This is a genomic window from Actinomadura sp. J1-007, from assembly GCF_009793335.1.
GTDB classification, from domain to species: domain Bacteria; phylum Actinomycetota; class Actinomycetes; order Streptosporangiales; family Streptosporangiaceae; genus Spirillospora; species Spirillospora yumaensis.
The window spans coordinates 2,489,982-2,505,629 of sequence record NZ_WING01000001.1 but is presented as its reverse complement, the minus strand read 5'-3'; the positions used below and the strand labels follow the sequence as shown (position 1 = coordinate 2,505,629).

14 protein-coding genes, 1 tRNA gene, 1 pseudogene and 1 CRISPR repeat array are annotated in these 15,648 nt (G+C 71.1%); of the genes and pseudogenes, 9 read left to right on the top strand and 7 right to left on the bottom strand.

From position 1 onward, the window contains the following. Positions 1–402: 402 nt before the first annotated feature. On the top strand, positions 403–768 hold the full coding sequence (locus GEV43_RS11315) for a transposase (RefSeq protein ID WP_160820650.1): 366 nt from the start codon (positions 403–405) through the stop codon (positions 766–768). 23 nt (positions 769–791) lie between these two features. Further along, positions 792–839: pseudogene (locus tag GEV43_RS55985) on the top strand (hypothetical protein); the annotation flags it as partial. Positions 840–931: 92 nt separating this feature from the next. Then, positions 932–1,443: direct repeats of the CRISPR family, unit length 26 nt; unit sequence GACCATCCCCGCGGGCGCGGGGCCGA. 529 nt (positions 1,444–1,972) lie between these two features. Here GEV43_RS55985 and GEV43_RS11305 read toward each other — a convergent pair. The 3 genes from GEV43_RS11305 to GEV43_RS11295 form a co-directional block, all read right to left on the bottom strand. Continuing rightward, a tRNA-Lys gene (locus tag GEV43_RS11305) sits at positions 1,973–2,048 on the bottom strand. Between the two features lie 431 nt (positions 2,049–2,479). Next, positions 2,480–3,121 (bottom strand): thiaminase II, encoded by a 642-nt coding sequence (gene tenA, locus GEV43_RS11300; protein ID WP_160820649.1) that lies wholly within the window; start codon positions 3,119–3,121, stop codon positions 2,480–2,482. A 12-nt stretch (positions 3,122–3,133) separates the two neighbouring features. Continuing rightward, positions 3,134–4,414: a cytochrome P450 gene (locus tag GEV43_RS11295; RefSeq protein ID WP_160820648.1), complete on the bottom strand. Its 1,281-nt coding sequence runs from the start codon at positions 4,412–4,414 to the stop codon at positions 3,134–3,136. Positions 4,415–4,438: 24 nt separating this feature from the next. Between GEV43_RS11295 and GEV43_RS11290 the strand changes: the two genes are divergently transcribed. Then, on the top strand, positions 4,439–4,852 hold the full coding sequence (locus GEV43_RS11290; protein WP_160820647.1) for a PaaI family thioesterase: 414 nt from the start codon (positions 4,439–4,441) through the stop codon (positions 4,850–4,852). 2 nt (positions 4,853–4,854) lie between these two features. Next, the gene (locus tag GEV43_RS11285) at positions 4,855–5,568 is read left to right on the top strand and encodes a dienelactone hydrolase family protein (RefSeq protein ID WP_160820646.1); all 714 of its coding nucleotides are present in this window, start codon (positions 4,855–4,857) and stop codon (positions 5,566–5,568) included. Here the strand turns inward: GEV43_RS11285 and GEV43_RS11280 are convergent. Beyond that, positions 5,525–6,454, bottom strand: a complete 930-nt coding sequence (locus tag GEV43_RS11280; RefSeq protein WP_160820645.1) for an ADP-ribosylglycohydrolase family protein — start codon at positions 6,452–6,454, stop codon at positions 5,525–5,527. The genes GEV43_RS11285 and GEV43_RS11280 overlap by 44 nt on opposite strands. Before the next feature lie 160 nt (positions 6,455–6,614). Then, positions 6,615–7,178 (bottom strand): C40 family peptidase, encoded by a 564-nt coding sequence (locus GEV43_RS11275; protein ID WP_160820644.1) that lies wholly within the window; start codon positions 7,176–7,178, stop codon positions 6,615–6,617. Between the two features lie 1,943 nt (positions 7,179–9,121). Here GEV43_RS11275 and GEV43_RS11270 point away from each other — a divergent pair. The 3 genes from GEV43_RS11270 to GEV43_RS53745 all read left to right on the top strand — a co-directional run bounded on the left by GEV43_RS11270 (position 9,122) and on the right by GEV43_RS53745 (position 11,459). After that, positions 9,122–10,462: a family 1 glycosylhydrolase gene (locus tag GEV43_RS11270; RefSeq protein ID WP_309239591.1), complete on the top strand. Its 1,341-nt coding sequence runs from the start codon at positions 9,122–9,124 to the stop codon at positions 10,460–10,462. A gap of 63 nt (positions 10,463–10,525) precedes the next feature. Continuing rightward, the gene (locus tag GEV43_RS11265) at positions 10,526–10,921 is read left to right on the top strand and encodes an SCO5389 family protein (RefSeq protein ID WP_160820643.1); all 396 of its coding nucleotides are present in this window, start codon (positions 10,526–10,528) and stop codon (positions 10,919–10,921) included. Between the two features lie 208 nt (positions 10,922–11,129). Then, entirely contained in the window at positions 11,130–11,459 is a 330-nt protein-coding gene (locus tag GEV43_RS53745; protein ID WP_160820642.1) for a DUF6191 domain-containing protein, read from the top strand. Between the two features lie 308 nt (positions 11,460–11,767). On the opposite strand, the gene GEV43_RS11255 is transcribed toward GEV43_RS53745, so the two are convergent. Together GEV43_RS11255 and GEV43_RS11250 are read right to left on the bottom strand one after the other, a co-directional pair. Next, entirely contained in the window at positions 11,768–12,934 is a 1,167-nt protein-coding gene (locus GEV43_RS11255; protein WP_309239590.1) for a DNA topoisomerase IB, read from the bottom strand. A 16-nt stretch (positions 12,935–12,950) separates the two neighbouring features. Then, positions 12,951–13,799, bottom strand: a complete 849-nt coding sequence (locus tag GEV43_RS11250; protein WP_160820641.1) for an SDR family oxidoreductase — start codon at positions 13,797–13,799, stop codon at positions 12,951–12,953. Positions 13,800–13,986: 187 nt separating this feature from the next. Here GEV43_RS11250 and GEV43_RS11245 point away from each other — a divergent pair, with 187 nt between their 5' ends. Both GEV43_RS11245 and GEV43_RS11240 read left to right on the top strand, forming a co-directional pair. Next, the gene (locus GEV43_RS11245; protein WP_160820640.1) at positions 13,987–14,760 is read left to right on the top strand and encodes an SDR family oxidoreductase; all 774 of its coding nucleotides are present in this window, start codon (positions 13,987–13,989) and stop codon (positions 14,758–14,760) included. An 8-nt stretch (positions 14,761–14,768) separates the two neighbouring features. Then, positions 14,769–15,533 (top strand): crotonase/enoyl-CoA hydratase family protein, encoded by a 765-nt coding sequence (locus GEV43_RS11240; protein ID WP_160820639.1) that lies wholly within the window; start codon positions 14,769–14,771, stop codon positions 15,531–15,533. The last annotated feature ends 115 nt before the right edge of the window (positions 15,534–15,648 follow it).

Below are 15,648 nucleotides of genomic sequence, written 5' to 3'. Positions count from 1 at the left end.
GGTCGGCACCGGATTCGGCCGCCCCTGAGCAAGCCCACCGTTTGCGGAATTCAGCCCACTGGCCACGCCAGGTGACGTTTCCGGCCGAATCCCATCACCGTTCGCCACTTGGGCTCCCTCGGACCACATCCTCCGACCTTCAGGACGAAACGGAGTCTAACGACACCGACCTGTGCAGGCGGCATGGCGCCGGACAGAAGAATCGGGCGCGGGATCGCCGCGCAGAGCCAGCGCCCACACGGCATTCGCGGTCGAAACGTGCGTGCGACCGTCCATCATGACCGCACGATCCCGCCGAGAAATGGAGGAGCAATCTCCGGGCTCAGGACTGTCCTGAACTTCGTGCGGGTGGGGTGGTGATCCGGATGGCTGGGGCTGGCCCCGGGCCGGGAAGGATCGTCTGTGACCAACCATGATGCGGACGGGTTGCAGGGTGGGCCGGAGGTCCGGCTCGCGGCCGAGCTAATCGGGGAGGCCAGGGCCGAGGGGGTGTGCTGGTCGGACGGGTTGCCGGCCGGGATCACCAAGACGGGGCTGCAGGCCGAGACGGCCGAGCATCTGGGCCATGAGCGGCACGAACGCCCGGCCGCTCCGTCCGGCGACCACCGCAATGGCATCTCGGCCAAGACGGTGTCGACCAAGGTCGGGCCGGTGCGCATCGAGGTGCCGCGGGACCGGGCGGGCGAGTTCACTCCGCAGCGTGCCCAAGTACGCCCGCCGCATCGAGGGGTTCGACGAGGCGATCGTGTCTGTATGCCAAGGGCCTGACCATCGGCGAGAGCCGGGCGCACTTGGCCGAGACCTACCAGCTCCAGGTCTCCCGCGATGTGATCTCACGGGTCACCGACAAGGTCATGGAGGAGATGGAGACCTGGCGGGTCCGCCCGCTCGACAGCCGCCGGGGCCATGCTGCGGTCTCTCTCATGCGGAAAACCATCCCCGCGGGCGCGGGGCCGACCGGATCCCCGCCCACACAGGCTTGATCACGTTGGGACCATCCCCGCGGGCGCGGGGCCGACAATGCGCGGATCCGGCGCGGGCGGCGGTCACCTGGACCATCCCCGCGGGCGCGGGGCCGACGTCACCTCGTGCCACAGCTCGCGGGGCATCTGGGGACCATCCCCGCGGGCGCGGGGCCGACGTTTCGCACTCCCGCGCGGCACGCGCCGACGCAGGACCATCCCCGCGGGCGCGGGGCCGACGCCGAGTGAAAAAAGCGGAATCCCGGCTCAGGCGGACCATCCCGCGGGCGCGGGGCCGATCATCCGGCGGGAACATGGCCAGCACCCTACCAAGGACCATCCCCGCGGGCGCGGGGCCGATCCTTGTCGAGCTGGTTTTCGGGGCGGTTCCCGCGGACCATCCCGCGGGCGCGGGGCCGATGACGGCGGCGGCCGGCGTCCCCTCGCCGTCCCAGGACCATCCCCGCGGGCGCGGGGCCGATACTTTCTGACCTGCGGGGTTGTCAGGGTGGGTGCGGGTTTTCATTCGGTTGGTTAGTGATGATGGTTGATGAGGCTCGGTGTTCCGGGCATGCGTTGTTGGCGTGGCTGAGCCTATAGGGCTGGTGGTTTTGTCGGCACTTCCTGGGCGTTGCGCGGGGCGGCTTGTTGCGTCGATGGCACGAAGATGTCGGCTGTGCGCTGGTCGCGTTCGAGGAGGGATCGGCCGAGATCAGCCTGTACGCCCGGTCGGCCGTAGTCACATGTCCGGTGCGCAATCCTGGTCGCCGCATCCGACGATCGCCCGAGCCGGTTGTAGGCGGTCTGGCCTGATAGCTCACGTCGATCGTGCCCGGGTCGGCACCGTCCCCGGATGTCTAGTGCGGGGCGTTCTCGGTACGGGCGGACGGTCCCGGATGGTGGCGGGGGAAGCCGGAGGTGCCGGTTCCTGTGTGGAATGGCGGGTGAACGTGGAGTGAACATTGGGTGGGGCAGGGGAACCGGCCGGGGGGCTTTCGTGGAGGCCCTGGTGGTGGGTCGTGTGGGACTCGAACCCACAACCTACGGATTAAAAGTCCGGAGCTCTGCCAATTGAGCTAACGACCCTTGGTGCTGGCGATCTGCGGGGCCTGGAGGGCTTCGCAGGTCGGTCCGGTGGCTCCTGGTGGGCTCGGTCTGGGACGGCCGAGCACGCCGAGGCTCGGCAACGAGTCTAGAGGGCCGTTTGGATCGACGCACCTCGGTAGTCCCCTGGGGGCGGGGGTTCCGGAAGGCGGGGTGGGGGTGTCCGAAACCCGGTCACTTTAGTGGGGCGGCTCAGATGGGCAGACTTCCTACATGATCCGTACTCTCGCAGTCCGCCGGCCCCGTTGGCATCGCAGTCCGGAGTTCGCCGCGCCGCGTGAGCCTGGGCCGCCTGACCCGGTGCGCCGGTATCCCCGGCCTGAGCCGGGGAACGAGGAGCGCGTCCTTCATCTGCTGGCTGATGAGACCGGGCGTGTGGGGCCCCTGGAGGCCGCTCGGCGGGTGTTCGGCGGTTAGAAGGGCCAGGTCTCCTGGTTGTACGCGGCGTCCCAGAACATCCACTCGTAGCGGGCGGCGGTCAGGTAGGCCGCGCGCATGCCGTCTTGGGCGGCGGGGGAGAGGGTGGCGGCGTGGCGGTCGGTGACGGCTAGGACGTCGTTGACCATCTGCTTGAACTCCGGGCCGCCGTAGGTGGCGATCCAGCGTGCGTAGAGGGGGTCGGGGGAGGAGGTGGAGAGGAGCTCCTCGCCGACGCGGGCGTAGATCCAGTAGCAGGGGAGGACGGCGGCCAGGCCCTCGGCGAACGAGGCGTTGTGGGCCGTTGCGAGAAGGAAGTCGCTGTAGGCGGCCGTGGTGGGGGACGGGGGCGCGTCGGTGCCGTCGAGGTCGTCGAGGAAGCCGGCGTGGAGGGACTGCTCAACGGCGATGGCGTTGGCGGCGTGCGAGGCGAAGAGGGTGGTGTCGTCGGGGGCCTTCGCCGCGAGGACCGCCAGGGTACGGGCGTACTGCTTGAGGTAGTGGCCGTCCTGGACGATGTAGTGGCGGAACGAGGCGCGGTCGAGGTCGCCGGAGGCGAGTTCCTGGAGGAACGGGTGGATCCGGATCCGTTCGTAGATCTCGGACCCGGCCTCCCAGAGGGACGTGGTGAAGTGCACGGGGGAAGTCTCTCAGGTGAGGCTGACAGGCAGGTGTTTGAGGCCGTTCTGGAAGTTGGACGCCAGGCGGTCGGCCTCGCCGGTCTGCTTGATGGTGAGCGGTAGGAGTTCGCTGAAAACGGCACGCATCTGGGTGCGGGCGAGGTGGGCGCCGAGGCAGAAGTGCGGTCCGAAGCCGAAACTGACGTGGTCGTTGGGCGTGCGGGTGATGTCGAAGTGGTCGGGGTGGGGGAATACCGTTTCGTCGCGGTTGGCCGAGGCGTGGTAGACGACTACTTTTTGGCCTCGGGTTATGTGCTGGTCGCCTAGTTGAACGTCTCGGGTGGCCGTACGGCGGAAGTCCATGACCGGGGGCCAGAAGCGGAGCATCTCTTCTATAGCCGATGGGAGGAGGGACGGGTCGTCGCGGAGGCGTTCGAAAGCGGCGGGGTGTTGGAGAAGTGTCAGGAGGCCGCCGGGGATTCCGTTGCGGAGCGTTTCGTTTCCGGCCACGGCGAAGAGGAAGAACATCTGCTCGAACTCGTCGCGGGTCAGGCCGCCGGCGAGCATGCGGGACATGACGTCGTCGCCGGGGTCGCGGGTTTTGGCGGCGGCCAGGGCGTGGGCGTACGCGAACATGTCGGCCAGCGCGGCGCGGGAGCGCGGGTTGACCGGGCGGCCGTCCGGGTGCTGGAACGACTCGGGCCGTTGTGTCGCCGCCTCGCGGGCCATGGGGCTCAGGGAATCGAGGTCGGCCGTTGAGAGGCCCGCGTATTCGTCGTCCTGATAGCCGATGACGCGGGACGCCCAGTCGTAGAGGAGGCGGCGGTCGGAATCCGGGACTCCCATGATGTGCGCCAACGTCCATACGGGAAGGTCGGCGGCCACCTCTACGAAATCGACTTCGCCTTGGCGGAGGGCTGATGCAATCAGGGCGCGGGCGCGTTCTTCGATGGTCGCCTCCAGTGCGCGAATGGCGCGTGGCGTGAACGCGGCGGCGACGATGCGGCGGAGGCGGGAATGGTCGGGCGGGTCCTGGTTGAGCATCATCGCCCGTACGGATTCGAGGTCTTCCGGCGTGTCCGGGTCGCGGATCTGGGTGGCGCCGAGATGGGACGAGAAGTCGCCCGGAGAACGCAGGACGTGCTTCACATCGGCGTGCCGGAAGACGGCCCAGTAGCCGGGGCCGGACGGCCAGTTCCCGACGGGCGGTTCGGGAATCCAGGCGACCGGGGTCTCGGCGCGCAGGCGGCGGAACGTCTCGTACGGGACGCCCGAGGCGTACGTGGCCGGAAGGAAGATCTCCTCACGCATGGCTTCAGCGTGCATCATGTCGGGGTGACGTTGAAGCCCGCGGACGGCGACAAGATCCTGCGCGACAACTTCGCGCCCTGGGTGCTGGAACTCGGCCTGACCGTCGAGGAGGTGGGGAACGGGCACGCGACGCTGCGCCTGCCGTGGTCGCGGCGGCTCGCCAGGGAGGGCGGCGGGCTGTCCGGGCAGGCGCTGATGGCTGCGGCCGACACGGCGACGGTGATCGCGGTGTCGGGCGCCAAGGGCGGTTTCACGCCCATGACCACCGTCCAGCTGAACACGACGTTCCAGCGGCCGGTGAGGGACCGGGACGTGCTCGTCGCGGTACGGATCACCAAGCTCGGGCGGACGCTGGCGTTCGCCGACGTCACGATGACGGCCGACGGGGAGACCGAGCCCGCCGCGCACGCCACCACCGTCTACGCGATCATGGGATGAGGATGACGACGAAGAGGACCGGCGCCGTGACGGTGCCGGACGGCACGTTCGACCTGCACGTCTGGACGCCGGACGCCGGGCGTGGCCCGGGGGTCCTGCTGGTCCAGGAGATCTTCGGGGTGGGCGCCTACATCAGGTCCGTCGCCGAGGACCTGGCGGCGCTCGGGTACGTGGTGGCCGCGCCCGACCTGTTCTGGCGGGTCGAACCCGGCTGGTCGCCCGGCGGCGACGAGGACGCGGTCAAGCGGTCGATGGACGTGGTGGCGCGGTTCGACAGCGAGAAGGGCGTGGACGACCTGGAGGCGTCGCTCGCCGAGCTGGCGGCCCTCCCGGAGGTGGCCGGCGGCGTCGGCGCGCTCGGGTTCTGCCTCGGCGGCTGGCTGGCGTACGAGCTCGCCGCGCGGACGGACGGCCTGGACGCGGTCGTGTCGTTCTACGGCTCCGGCGTGCCGGGCCGGCTCGAACTGCTCGAACGGATCGAGGGCCCCCTCCAGTTCCATTTCGGCGGCTCGGACCAGTTCATCCCGCGCGAGCAGGTCGCGGAGGTCGAGAAGGCCGTCGAGGGCCGCGACGACATCGAGATCCACGTCCAGGAGGACGGCGGGCACGCGTTCCACAACCGCGAGTCGCCGATCTTCCACCAGCCCGACCCGGCGCGCCGCGCGTGGGCGCTCACCGAAGCGTTCCTCGCCCGCCACCTCCCGCCGGGCCGGTAGCGGCCCACGCGGGCAGGGGTTCGGTCGCGGCCAGCCAGGACGCGGGCGGCGGGGCGGTCGCGGCGACGATGCCGCCGACGATCGCGCACGTCGTGTCGATGTCGCCTCCCGCCGCCGCGGTCGTCCAGAAGGCCCGCTCGTAGTCGTCCCGGACGCGCGCGGCCACCCACAGCGTGAACGGCACCGTGTCGTGCGCGGCGACCTGGCGGCCGTTGCCGAGGACGGCGGCGGCCGTCGCCGGGTCGCCGACCGTCAGCAGCCGCCGCGCCTCACCGATCCCGTCGCGGACCCTGCCGGGCCCGACGTGCCGCAGCACCTCGTCCAGGAACGGCCCGGGGGCCGGACGCGCGGGCGCGATCGCGGCGGCGACCGCGACGGCCACCGCGCCCGCGACGGCGTCCGGATGCGGGTGGGTGACCTCCGCCGACAGCGCGGCCTGCCGGGCGGCCTCGGCCGGTTCGCCGGCGTACCAGGCGCCGAGCGGCGCGACCCGCATCGCCGCGCCGTTCCCCCAGGAGCCCTGCCCGCCGAACGACTCGCGGGCGAGCGTCCGCCAGTCGCCGCCCTCGCGGACGAGCCGCAGCAGCCGGCCCGTGCCCGGCCCGTAGCCGCGGTCGAAGTCGTGCCGTTCGGCGAAGCTCGCGGCGAGCGCGTCCTGGTCGATCGCCCCGTGGCGGGTCAGGACGAGGTGGACGGACGCCGCCATCTCGGTGTCGTCCGTCCACTGCCAGGGACGGCCGGGCGGCGCGGGCGGCGGTGTCCGCGCGTCGAACGCGGCGCGGTTGGCGGGAACGAAGAACTGCGAGCCGAGCGCGTCGCCGACGGCGAGGCCGAGCAGCGACGCGCGAGCCCGCTCAGAACGGGAGCAGGGGTCTGATGAGGTCATCGCGTCCCATTGTCGTACGAGCCCGGCGACGACGTCCCCGCGCCATCAGGGGCGGGGCGCACGGCTCGAACGGGGATCCGGTCCGCCGGCGGCGCGCTCGTTCGGGGAGACGACGAAGGCCCCGCGCCGTCAGGTGACGGGCGGGGCCTTCGGGGTGCGCTTAGTAGCCGGGGCGGACGGCGCCGCTGAAGTTGCGCTTGTAGTAGCGGTTGAGCTTGATCTTCTTGACGCGCTTGCCGGAGCTGGGCGCGTGGATCATGTAGCCGTGCCCGACGTAGATGCCCATGTGGCTCTTGCCGGAGTAGAAGAAGAGCAGGTCGCCCTTCACGGCGCCCTTCCACGACACCTTGTACTTGACCTTGCGGTAGATCTGCTGGGTGGTCCGGGGCAGCTTCACGCCCGCCTTGCGCCACGATCCTCCGGCCAGTCCCGAGCAGTCCCACGAGCTCGGGCCCGTGCCGCCGTAGCGGTAGCGGTCGCCGATCTGCTTGTAGGCGTACTTCACCGCGTACGCGGCGCGCTTCTTCTGCCGGGCCTTGCGTGCCTTGGAGACGCGGGCGGCGTACGCCGCGTTCGCGATGCTCGCCGTCTGCGGGGCCGTCGCGACGCGCGCCGGCGCGGCCGCGTTCGCCGGTGCGGCGGAGAGGAGCGTGGCTCCGAGCGTGACCGCCGTCGCGGCGGCGGCGCCGCCCGCGAGCGACGTGCGGAACCTGCCGGTCTTCAAGGGGGTTCGGGGGTATGCAGGACGACTCCTGACCTCGCTGGTGGTGCCTGCCGGGCAGCCGTCACCCCGGGCGGGCGGTCCCGCCGTGGGATGTCTCGGATGCCGCGGCCCCCGGGCGCGCGAGGCCATGGGAAGGAAACCTCGCGGTGGTGGCCGCTCCCGGCTCCGTGCTTCTCGTCTGCACGGACTCGGCGATCGACGGGCGGCCTCTCGTGCGGCGGCCGATGGGCTGGAGGGCGCCGCTGCCGCGCGTCGGTGTGCGTGTTCTGTTGTCCGTCGGCCCCGCCGGCCGGTTAGGGGGCGGGTTTCGTGAACGGCAGGAACGTAGCCAGAGTTCGCCATATATGGCAAATCTCGGGGAGATATCAGTGTTGGACAGGTGTCCGGCGCGGGCCCGCCGTGACCGTTCTGCCTGCGCTAATCCGAGTCGTTTAGAGGCGATGTGATCTGAGACACAGTCCCCTTTGGAGGGGTGGGAGCGAGGCTCCCAAGGGGGCCGTACGAGTCGCGCTCGCGCCGCTTCGTCGTCATGCCGGAAGGCTACGTACGGTGACCGGAACGGTCCGTCCCGCTGAAGTCGCGCTTGCTGTGGCCCGCGGGCCTCACCTTGGTCACCCGCCTGCCGGAACGGCTCCCCCGAAACCTTCCGCGGCGGCCGACATAGAAAGCCGTCCGTCCCTCGCCTTCGCCCGACTCGCCTTGCGCGGGGACACTCTGGCCGATGATTACGGCGGACGTTGCGACGCCGGTATACCGGCTGGTAGTGACCGATATCGCGGCAGGGGTCGGGGGGAGGCGTGGCGGGGGCGAGGCGGGCGCCCGTCGAGGGAAGCGTCGGACCCGCTGCGCCCAGGGGGCGGCGGCCATGCCCACGTACGCCGCGCCGCCTCCGCACGGTCGCCGGCGGTCGTGTCGATCGCGGAGCGGTTTTAGCTGTGTCGGTCGCCGGCATCGGCCCTTTCTGGCCTTCCTGCCAATGCCTGAGGTAGCCCCTTTTGAACGGCGTGCGCGGCAGTGGCGGCCGACGTTCTCTCGTACGCCACAGACGTTTTCAGCGTGACTCTCCATGCCGACCGTCCTGCCTCTGTGCTGGGGCAACGTGGCCGTACCGCCATTGGTGCCGCGCGTCAGCGCCTTCGAGTTCCGCCCTCCGTTTCCCGCTTGAAAGAGCGAGCGGCCGCTCTGCTCAATGGCATGCAACCAACTCAAGCGCTTGCCGTCGAACGCGGCTGATGGGGCGTTCAGGCTCGTTCGATTCACCTGGAATGTTGCGGCGAACGGCGCTGTGCAAACACCGAAGAGTCAATTACGTACGGTGACCAGGGCATCGCAAAGCGATCATTCCTTTATGGCCTTGTGATTCGGGCCACGTTCGCCCGCCGGCATGCTCCCTCTGCCCTTTCCGGCGCTTCGGTGGGCGATGTCCGGTTAATCTCCACCCGTACCGCAAGTTGATCAGTTGCGGACGTCGGCGTCCGGGTGCGCGGTACGTCCCGTCCGGGCGAGCCTTCCGGTCGTGAAGGTGTTACCGGCGTCACTTTCCGGTCCGCTGTTCGCTCTAGGCGATCACGAACGCCCGGCCGCGCTGCTCGGACGTCCTGGGCCCTTCGGGTGGTCCGTGCTCGCGTTCGGCGGTCGTTGCTGTGGGGGCCGCTCGGTGGCGTAACCGGTTCCGGACAGGCGGGCGGCATTGACAGGGGTCCCTCTCGCACCTGTTATCCGAAACAAGTTCGGATTTGGTCCGTTCCCCCAGAGGGAGGCCCCGTGATCGGCAGAACTCGCAGGTCACGACTGGCGCGGGTGCTCACCGCACTGGTCCTGTCCGCCGCCACGGGCCTGGCGTCCGGGCCCCGGCCATCGCCGCGGCAGCGCCCGCGTCCGTCCTCGCGGGCGCGTCGAACGCGAGCGGGACGGGAGGCGCACGCGGCGCGCCGCCCAAGGTGGTGAGGTTCCCGGAGAACTTCCTGTGGGGAGTGTCCACATCCGGTTTCCAGGGGGAGGGGTCGTTCCCCGACAGCAACTGGACGCGGTACGTGGAGAGGAAGGCGAACGGCGTCAAGGACCCGTACGGGAACTCCGTCGACTTCCGGCACCGCTACCCGTCCGACATCGGCCTCGCGAAGGGGCTGGGCGTCAACGTGTTCCGGACGTCCATCGAGTGGGCCCGGGTCGAGCCGCGGCGCGGGCACCGCGACCCGGACGCGCTCGCGTACTACGACGACCTGGTCCGCCGGATCCGGGCGGCGGGGATGCGGCCGATGCTCACGCTCGACCACTGGGTGTACCCGGGCTGGGTCGCCGACCGGGGCGCCTGGGACGACCCGCGCACGCAGGCCGACTGGCTGCGCAACGCCCGCTTCCTCGTGAACCGCTACAAGGGCCAGGGCGTCATCTGGATCACGTTCAACGAGGCCAGCCAGTACCTCTACCGCGAGACGCTCAGCCGTCCGATGAACCTCGGGCAACTGGCCGCCATGCGCACCGCCCTGCGCCGGACGCACCGCGCCGCGTACGACATGATCCACCGAGTCGACCCGGGCGCTCCGGTGTCGACCAACGTCGCGTACGGGACGGTCCTGAACGCGCTGTTCGACGCCGCGCTGTTCAACGACGTCACCGACAAGATCGACTTCATCGGGATCGACTACTACTACGGCGCCAACCTGGAGAACCTCAGCGCCGCCCACGCGATCAGCGGCGAACTGTGGAGAATCGACCCCGAGCCCGAGGGCCTCTACCACGTCCTCAAGAACTACCAGCGCCGCCTGCCGAAGCTCCCCGTCTACATCGTCGAGAACGGGATGCCGACCGACGACGGCCGTCCGCGCGCCGACGGCTACACCCGCGCCGACCACCTGCGCGACCACCTCTACTGGGTGCAGCGGGCGATGGCGGACGGCGTGAACGTGATCGGCTACAACCACTGGAGCCTCACCGACAACTACGAGTGGGGCAGCTACCGGCCGCGCTTCGGCCTCTACACCGTGGACGTGCGGACCGATCCGGCCCTGCGCCGCCGCCCGACCGACGCCGTCCCCGCCTACCGTTCGATCATCGCGACCCGCGGCGTCCCGCCCGGGTACGTCCCGAAGCGCAAGCCGGGCTGGTGCTCGATCGAAGACCCCATCGCCACCTGCCTGGGCACCACCCCCACCCCACCCGCCGACTACCCCGCCCCGACCCCTGACCCCGGGGCAACGGCTCGCGTCCGCGGCGGCGGGAGGCCCGCCTCATGCGGGCGACCGGAATCCGGTGAACACTCCCACTCCGTTGCTGTGGAATGAATATCATTTTCATGCAAGGCTGGTGCCCTGACCCACCCGAACGGTGATGAGGGGAGAACGGCCATGTCCTTGACCGTCGATGACCGGCTGCTGGAGAAGGCCCGCGAGGGCGAGGTGGACGACGAGGCGTTCGTCGAGTGCGTGCGGACGTCCCTGCCGTACGCCTGGTCGGTCGTCAGCGACGTCGTCGGGCGGATGCGCGCCACCGACGACGGCTTCGCCGACAACCAGACGCCGCCGCCGGACGAGCGCTCCCGCGGTGAACTGCTCCGCGTGCTCGCCAGCGACGCGATGCGCGGCGCGCTCGAACGCCACTTCGGCGTGCGGCTCGCGTTCCAGAACTGTCACCGCCTCGCCGCCTTCGCGCCGGGCGCCGCCGGCACCGCCGAACGTCACGCCCGCTTCGTCTCGCCCCGCGCGCAGCTCCTCAACCAGTCCCCGGACCTGGTCGACTGCTGACGCGCCGCTGCCGGCCACCGGCGTGCCGCCCGGGGGAGCGCCCTCCGCGGCACGCCGGGACCGGGCGCCCATGGCCCCCGCGCGCCGTTCCCGGCTCGCGCAGGTTCCGGTCTCCTGCCTCTCAGCGGTGCGGGCCCGCCGGAGGACGGCGCGCCCGCTTCACCTTGGCTCGTACCGCGTTTCGGCGGCCTCGCGGAACCTTTCGGGGGTGGACGGCGTTTTCAGCGGCATGGCGGTCGCTGCGTTCGTCTCCATTCCAGGGCTCGTGCTGGGTTTGCTCGCGTTCGCGTTCCTCGACCGGATGGGCCTGTGGGCCAACCGGCGCTTCCGGCTCCCGTGGCGCCGCGACGAGGTCGGACGTCCCGTCTCGGCCGTCGCGCTGGACGAGCTGAACGTCTTCTTCCAGGCCACCAAGCGGCACGAGATCGACGAGCGACGCCACTCGCTGATCATGCGGCAGGACGAAACCGACGGCGCGCCGCCGCGGAGCGAGGTGAACCTCGACAAGGGAACGGCCGTCATCCGCCGCACGGACTGATCCGCCCGACGGCCCCCTGCCCGCACTGCCGCCCGCACCCCGACGCCCCGTACCGCCGCGCCTCCGGACCCGTACCAACGCGCCACCAGACCCAAGGCGCGCCCCGTACCAACGCGCCACCGGACCACGGCGCGCCCGCGAGCCTCAGCGCCGCCCGTGCCTCCGCCCCGCCCGTGCCACCGCCCGCCGGCATCGGATCAGCCGGGCAGGTACCCGCCCGGTTCGCCGTCCGGTTGGCTGAGAGCGGGCGGGAGGGGCTTTTCGCCGCGAGGCGCCGAGGGGGAAGGGGGCCGGGCGGGGCCCGGGGATCACTCCCCTCCTTGGTGATCCTGGCGGGACCCGCCCGGGGTGGGGTGGTGCGCGGGGGTGGCGCGCAGCAGGTCCAGGACGACGCGTTCGACCGGGCCCTGGGTGGCGAGTTCGCCCGTTTCCGCCTCGACGCCGAGTTCGGTGAGGGCGGGGGCGATCGTCTCGCCGCGCTCGTAGAGGTCGATGATCCGCGGGTCGATGTACGAGGCGCGAGCGACGGCCGGGGTGTTGCCGAGGTACGCCGCGACCTCCTGGACGACGCGGCTGACGGCGCGTGCCCGGCCGCTGCCGGACGCGGGGACCGACACCGCGAGGCCGACCGCGGCGAGAACGGTGGCGTGCCAGGTGCGGAAGTCCTTGGCGGTGAAGTCGCCGCCGGTCACCTCGCGGACGAAGTCGTTGATGTCGGTGGTGGTCACGTCGTGCCAGCCGCCGGGCACCCGGTACGCGAGGAGTTCGGGGCCGTCGTCGTCGCGGCGCAGCAGTCCCCGCACGACCTTGCAGACGTCGTCCTCGGCGACCGCCTGGTGCCGTTCGCGGGCGCTCTTGGCCGGGTACTCGAAGACCACCTCGGCGCGGCGGCACGTGACGTGCTCGCGCAGGACGGTGGCCAGGCCGAACGTCCCGTTGCCCGACGCGTACTCCTCGCCGCCGATCCGGAAGAACCCGAGGTCGATCAGCCGGACGGCCGCCGCCAGCACGCGTTCGCGGGTGAACCCGCGTCCGGCGAGGTGGCGGGCCAACGTGGCGCGGACGTCCGGGAGGCGTTCGGCCAGGTCGAGGACGCGGTCGTGCTTCTCGCGGTCGCGCCGCTCGCGCCACGCCTCGTGGTAGAGGTACTGGCGGCGGCCCGCGGCGTCGGTGCCGAGCGCCTGGATGTGGCCGTCCGCGTCCGGGCAGATCCACACGTCCTTCCAGGCGGGCGGGATCACCAGCGCCTTGATCCGTTCGATCTCGCGGGCGTCGGTGAGCGGGCGCCCGTCCGGCCCGAGGTAGCGGAACCCGCGCCCGCACCGCCGCCGGCCGAACCCCGGCTCCTCCGGATCGCTGTGCCGTAACTCGATCTCCGCGCGCGCCCGCTCGGCGCCGGAGTCCGGGCGGGCCGTGCCGTTCTTCGCGCGGCGGGACGGGGCGGCGGATGCGCGCGGGCGCGAGGAAGGGCTCACTCGGGTGGCCGTCCGTTCAGCCTGGATGGATCTCGCCCCCGGCGGGGACGAGGGTCTGGCCGCTGTAGTACGACGAGAGGCTGCCGGACGCGAAGAACACGTAGGACGGCGCGATCTCGTCGGGCTGGGCGGGGCGGCCCATGGGCGACTGGCCGCCGAAGCCCTCGACCCGTTCGGAGTCGAACGTCGCGGGGATCAGCGGCGTCCAGACGGGGCCCGGGGCGACGCAGTTGACGCGGATGCCGCGGTCCATCAGGTTCTGCGCGAGCGACATCGACAGGCCCATCGCGGCGGCCTTGCTCGCCGAGTAGTCGATCAGCGTCTTGTTGCCGCGCAGCCCGTTGATCGACCCGGTGACCACGATGGCGGAGCCGGGGCCGAGGTGGTCCAGGGACTGCTGGACGGTCCAGAACAGCGACAGCACGTTGACGTCGAACGTGCGGCGGAGCTGGGCCTCGTCGATCTCGCGGACGTCCTCGACGGGCGTCTGCGTGCCGTGGTGCAGGACGAGCACGTCCAGCCCGCCGAGCTCGCGGGCGGTGTGCTCGACCACCTCGCGGCAGTGCCGCTCCTCGGCGAGGTCGCCGCCGAGGGTGAGGCAGCGGCGGCCCTCGCGTTCGACCAGCTCGCGGGTGTGCCGGGCGTCGCCGTCCTCCTCCAGGTAGGTGATCGCGACGTCGGCGCCCTCCTTGGCGAACGCGACCGCGACCGCGCGCCCGATGCCCGAGTCGCCGCCGGTGATCAGGGCGCGGCGGCCGGCCAGCCGGCCGCTGCCGGTGTAGCCGCGCATCTCGTCGTGCGGCTCGGGAGTCATGTCCCCGGTGCGGCCGGGGTAGGGCTGACTCTGTGCCGGTGGTTCGCTCATTCCCCTCCAATCAGCGCATACCGACTCCGAGGTGCCCGGGGGGAGTGTGGAGAAACATCCACCGTAGTGTGACCTGTGGGTAACTTCACTCTTCCGCTGGTGCCCCAGGTGTTGGCAGAGTGTCCAATAACCGATGGGTAACATCGGCCCCGAATCACATTCGGTCCCTCACGGTAAGGTGCTGCTTATGGACCTGAACGGAGTATCCGCCGTCGTTTCCGGTGGTGCGAGCGGTCTCGGTGAGGCCACCGTCCGCGCGCTCGCCGCCGACGGCGCCAAGGTGGTCGTCGCCGACCTGAACGAGGACAAGGGCAAGGCGCTCGCGGAGGAGGTCGGCGGCGTCTTCGTCAAGACCGACGTCTCCGACGAGGCGCAGGTGCAGGCGGCCGTGCAGGCGGCCGTGGACACCGGCGCCCCGCTGCGCGTCGTCGTCAACAGCGCGGGCATCGGCTGGGCGTCCCGTACGGTCGGCCGCGACGGCACCCCGCACGACCTCGGCCAGTTCGAGACGGTCATCCGGGTCAACCTCATCGGCACCTTCAACCTGATGCGGATCGGCGCGGCGGCGATCTCCAAGACCGAGCCCGCCGACGCCGACGGCGCCCGCGGCGTCGTCATCAACACCGCGTCCGTCGCGGCCCTGGAGGGGCAGACCGGGCAGGTCGCCTACTCCGCCTCCAAGGGCGGCATCGTCGGCATGACCCTGCCGGCCGCCCGCGACCTCGCCGCGATCGGCGTCCGGGTCAACACCATCTGCCCGGGCATCATCGACACCCCCATCTACGGCGAGGGCGAGGCCGCCGACGCGTTCAAGGCGAAGCTCGCCGCGCCGGTGCCGTTCCCGAAGCGCATGGGCAAGGCGTCGGAGTTCGCCCACCTGGTGAAGTCCCTGATCGAGAACGACTACATGAACGGCGAGACCATCCGTTTCGACGGCGGCATCCGCTTCCAGCCGAAGTGAGGCACTGAATGACCGAGGCTGTTCTCACTGAAGAAGACGGCGCCGTCCTCACCATCACGATCAACCGCCCCGAGGCGAGGAACGCCGTCAACAGCGCGGTGGCCAAGGGGATCGCGGCGGCGCTCGACGAGCTGGACTCCCGCAAGGACCTGTCGATCGGCATCCTCACCGGCGCCGGCGGCACGTTCTGCGCGGGGATGGACCTCAAGGGCTTCCTGACCGGGGACAACCCGATCATCGAGGGCCGCGGCTTCGCCGGGATCGTGGAGCGCCCGTCCGCCAAGCCGCTGATCGCGGCGATCGAGGGCTACGCCCTGGCGGGCGGCTGCGAGGTCGCGCTGTCCTGCGACATGGTCGTGGCGTCCCGGGAGGCCCTGTTCGGCCTGCCCGAGCCGAAGCGCGGCCTGGTCGCGGCGGGCGGCGGCCTGCTGCGCCTGCCGCAGCGGATCCCGTTCCACATCGCCATGGAGATCGCCCTCACCGGCGACAAGTTCCCGGCGGAGCGGATGGCCGAGCTCGGCTTCGTCAACCGGCTCGCCGAGCCCGGCGGCGCCCTCGCCGCGGCGAAGGAACTGGCCCTCAAGGTCGCCGAGAACGCCCCGCTGGCGCTCGCGGCCACCAAGAAGATCATCGTGGAGTCGCCGGACTGGACGACCGAGGAGGCGTGGAAGAAGCAGGGCGAGATCACCCTGCCCGTCTTCACCTCCAAGGACGCCCAGGAGGGCCCCGCCGCGTTCGCCGAGAAGCGCAAGCCGGTCTGGAAGGGCGAGTAGCCCACAGCGGCCCGAGGAGCGCCACCCCGTAACGGGATCGACACTGGAACGCCCGGAGACCTCGCTCTCCGGGCGTTTCCGTGTGGTGGGGTCGCGTGCGACGGGCGTTCCCGTG

Bases quoted from the DNA above. Each gene is read 5' to 3' on its own strand.
- GEV43_RS11295 (WP_160820648.1), bottom strand. From the start codon at position 4,414: ATGCGTGAGGAGATCTTCCTTCCGGCCACGTACGCCTCGGGCGTCCCG.
- GEV43_RS11285 (WP_160820646.1), top strand. From the start codon at position 4,855: ATGACGACGAAGAGGACCGGCGCCGTGACGGTGCCGGACGGCACGTTC.
- GEV43_RS11280 (WP_160820645.1), bottom strand. From the start codon at position 6,454: ATGACCTCATCAGACCCCTGCTCCCGTTCTGAGCGGGCTCGCGCGTCG.
- GEV43_RS11265 (WP_160820643.1), top strand. From the start codon at position 10,526: ATGTCCTTGACCGTCGATGACCGGCTGCTGGAGAAGGCCCGCGAGGGC.
- GEV43_RS11250 (WP_160820641.1), bottom strand. From the start codon at position 13,799: ATGAGCGAACCACCGGCACAGAGTCAGCCCTACCCCGGCCGCACCGGG.
- GEV43_RS11245 (WP_160820640.1), top strand. From the start codon at position 13,987: ATGGACCTGAACGGAGTATCCGCCGTCGTTTCCGGTGGTGCGAGCGGT.
- GEV43_RS11240 (WP_160820639.1), top strand. From the start codon at position 14,769: ATGACCGAGGCTGTTCTCACTGAAGAAGACGGCGCCGTCCTCACCATC.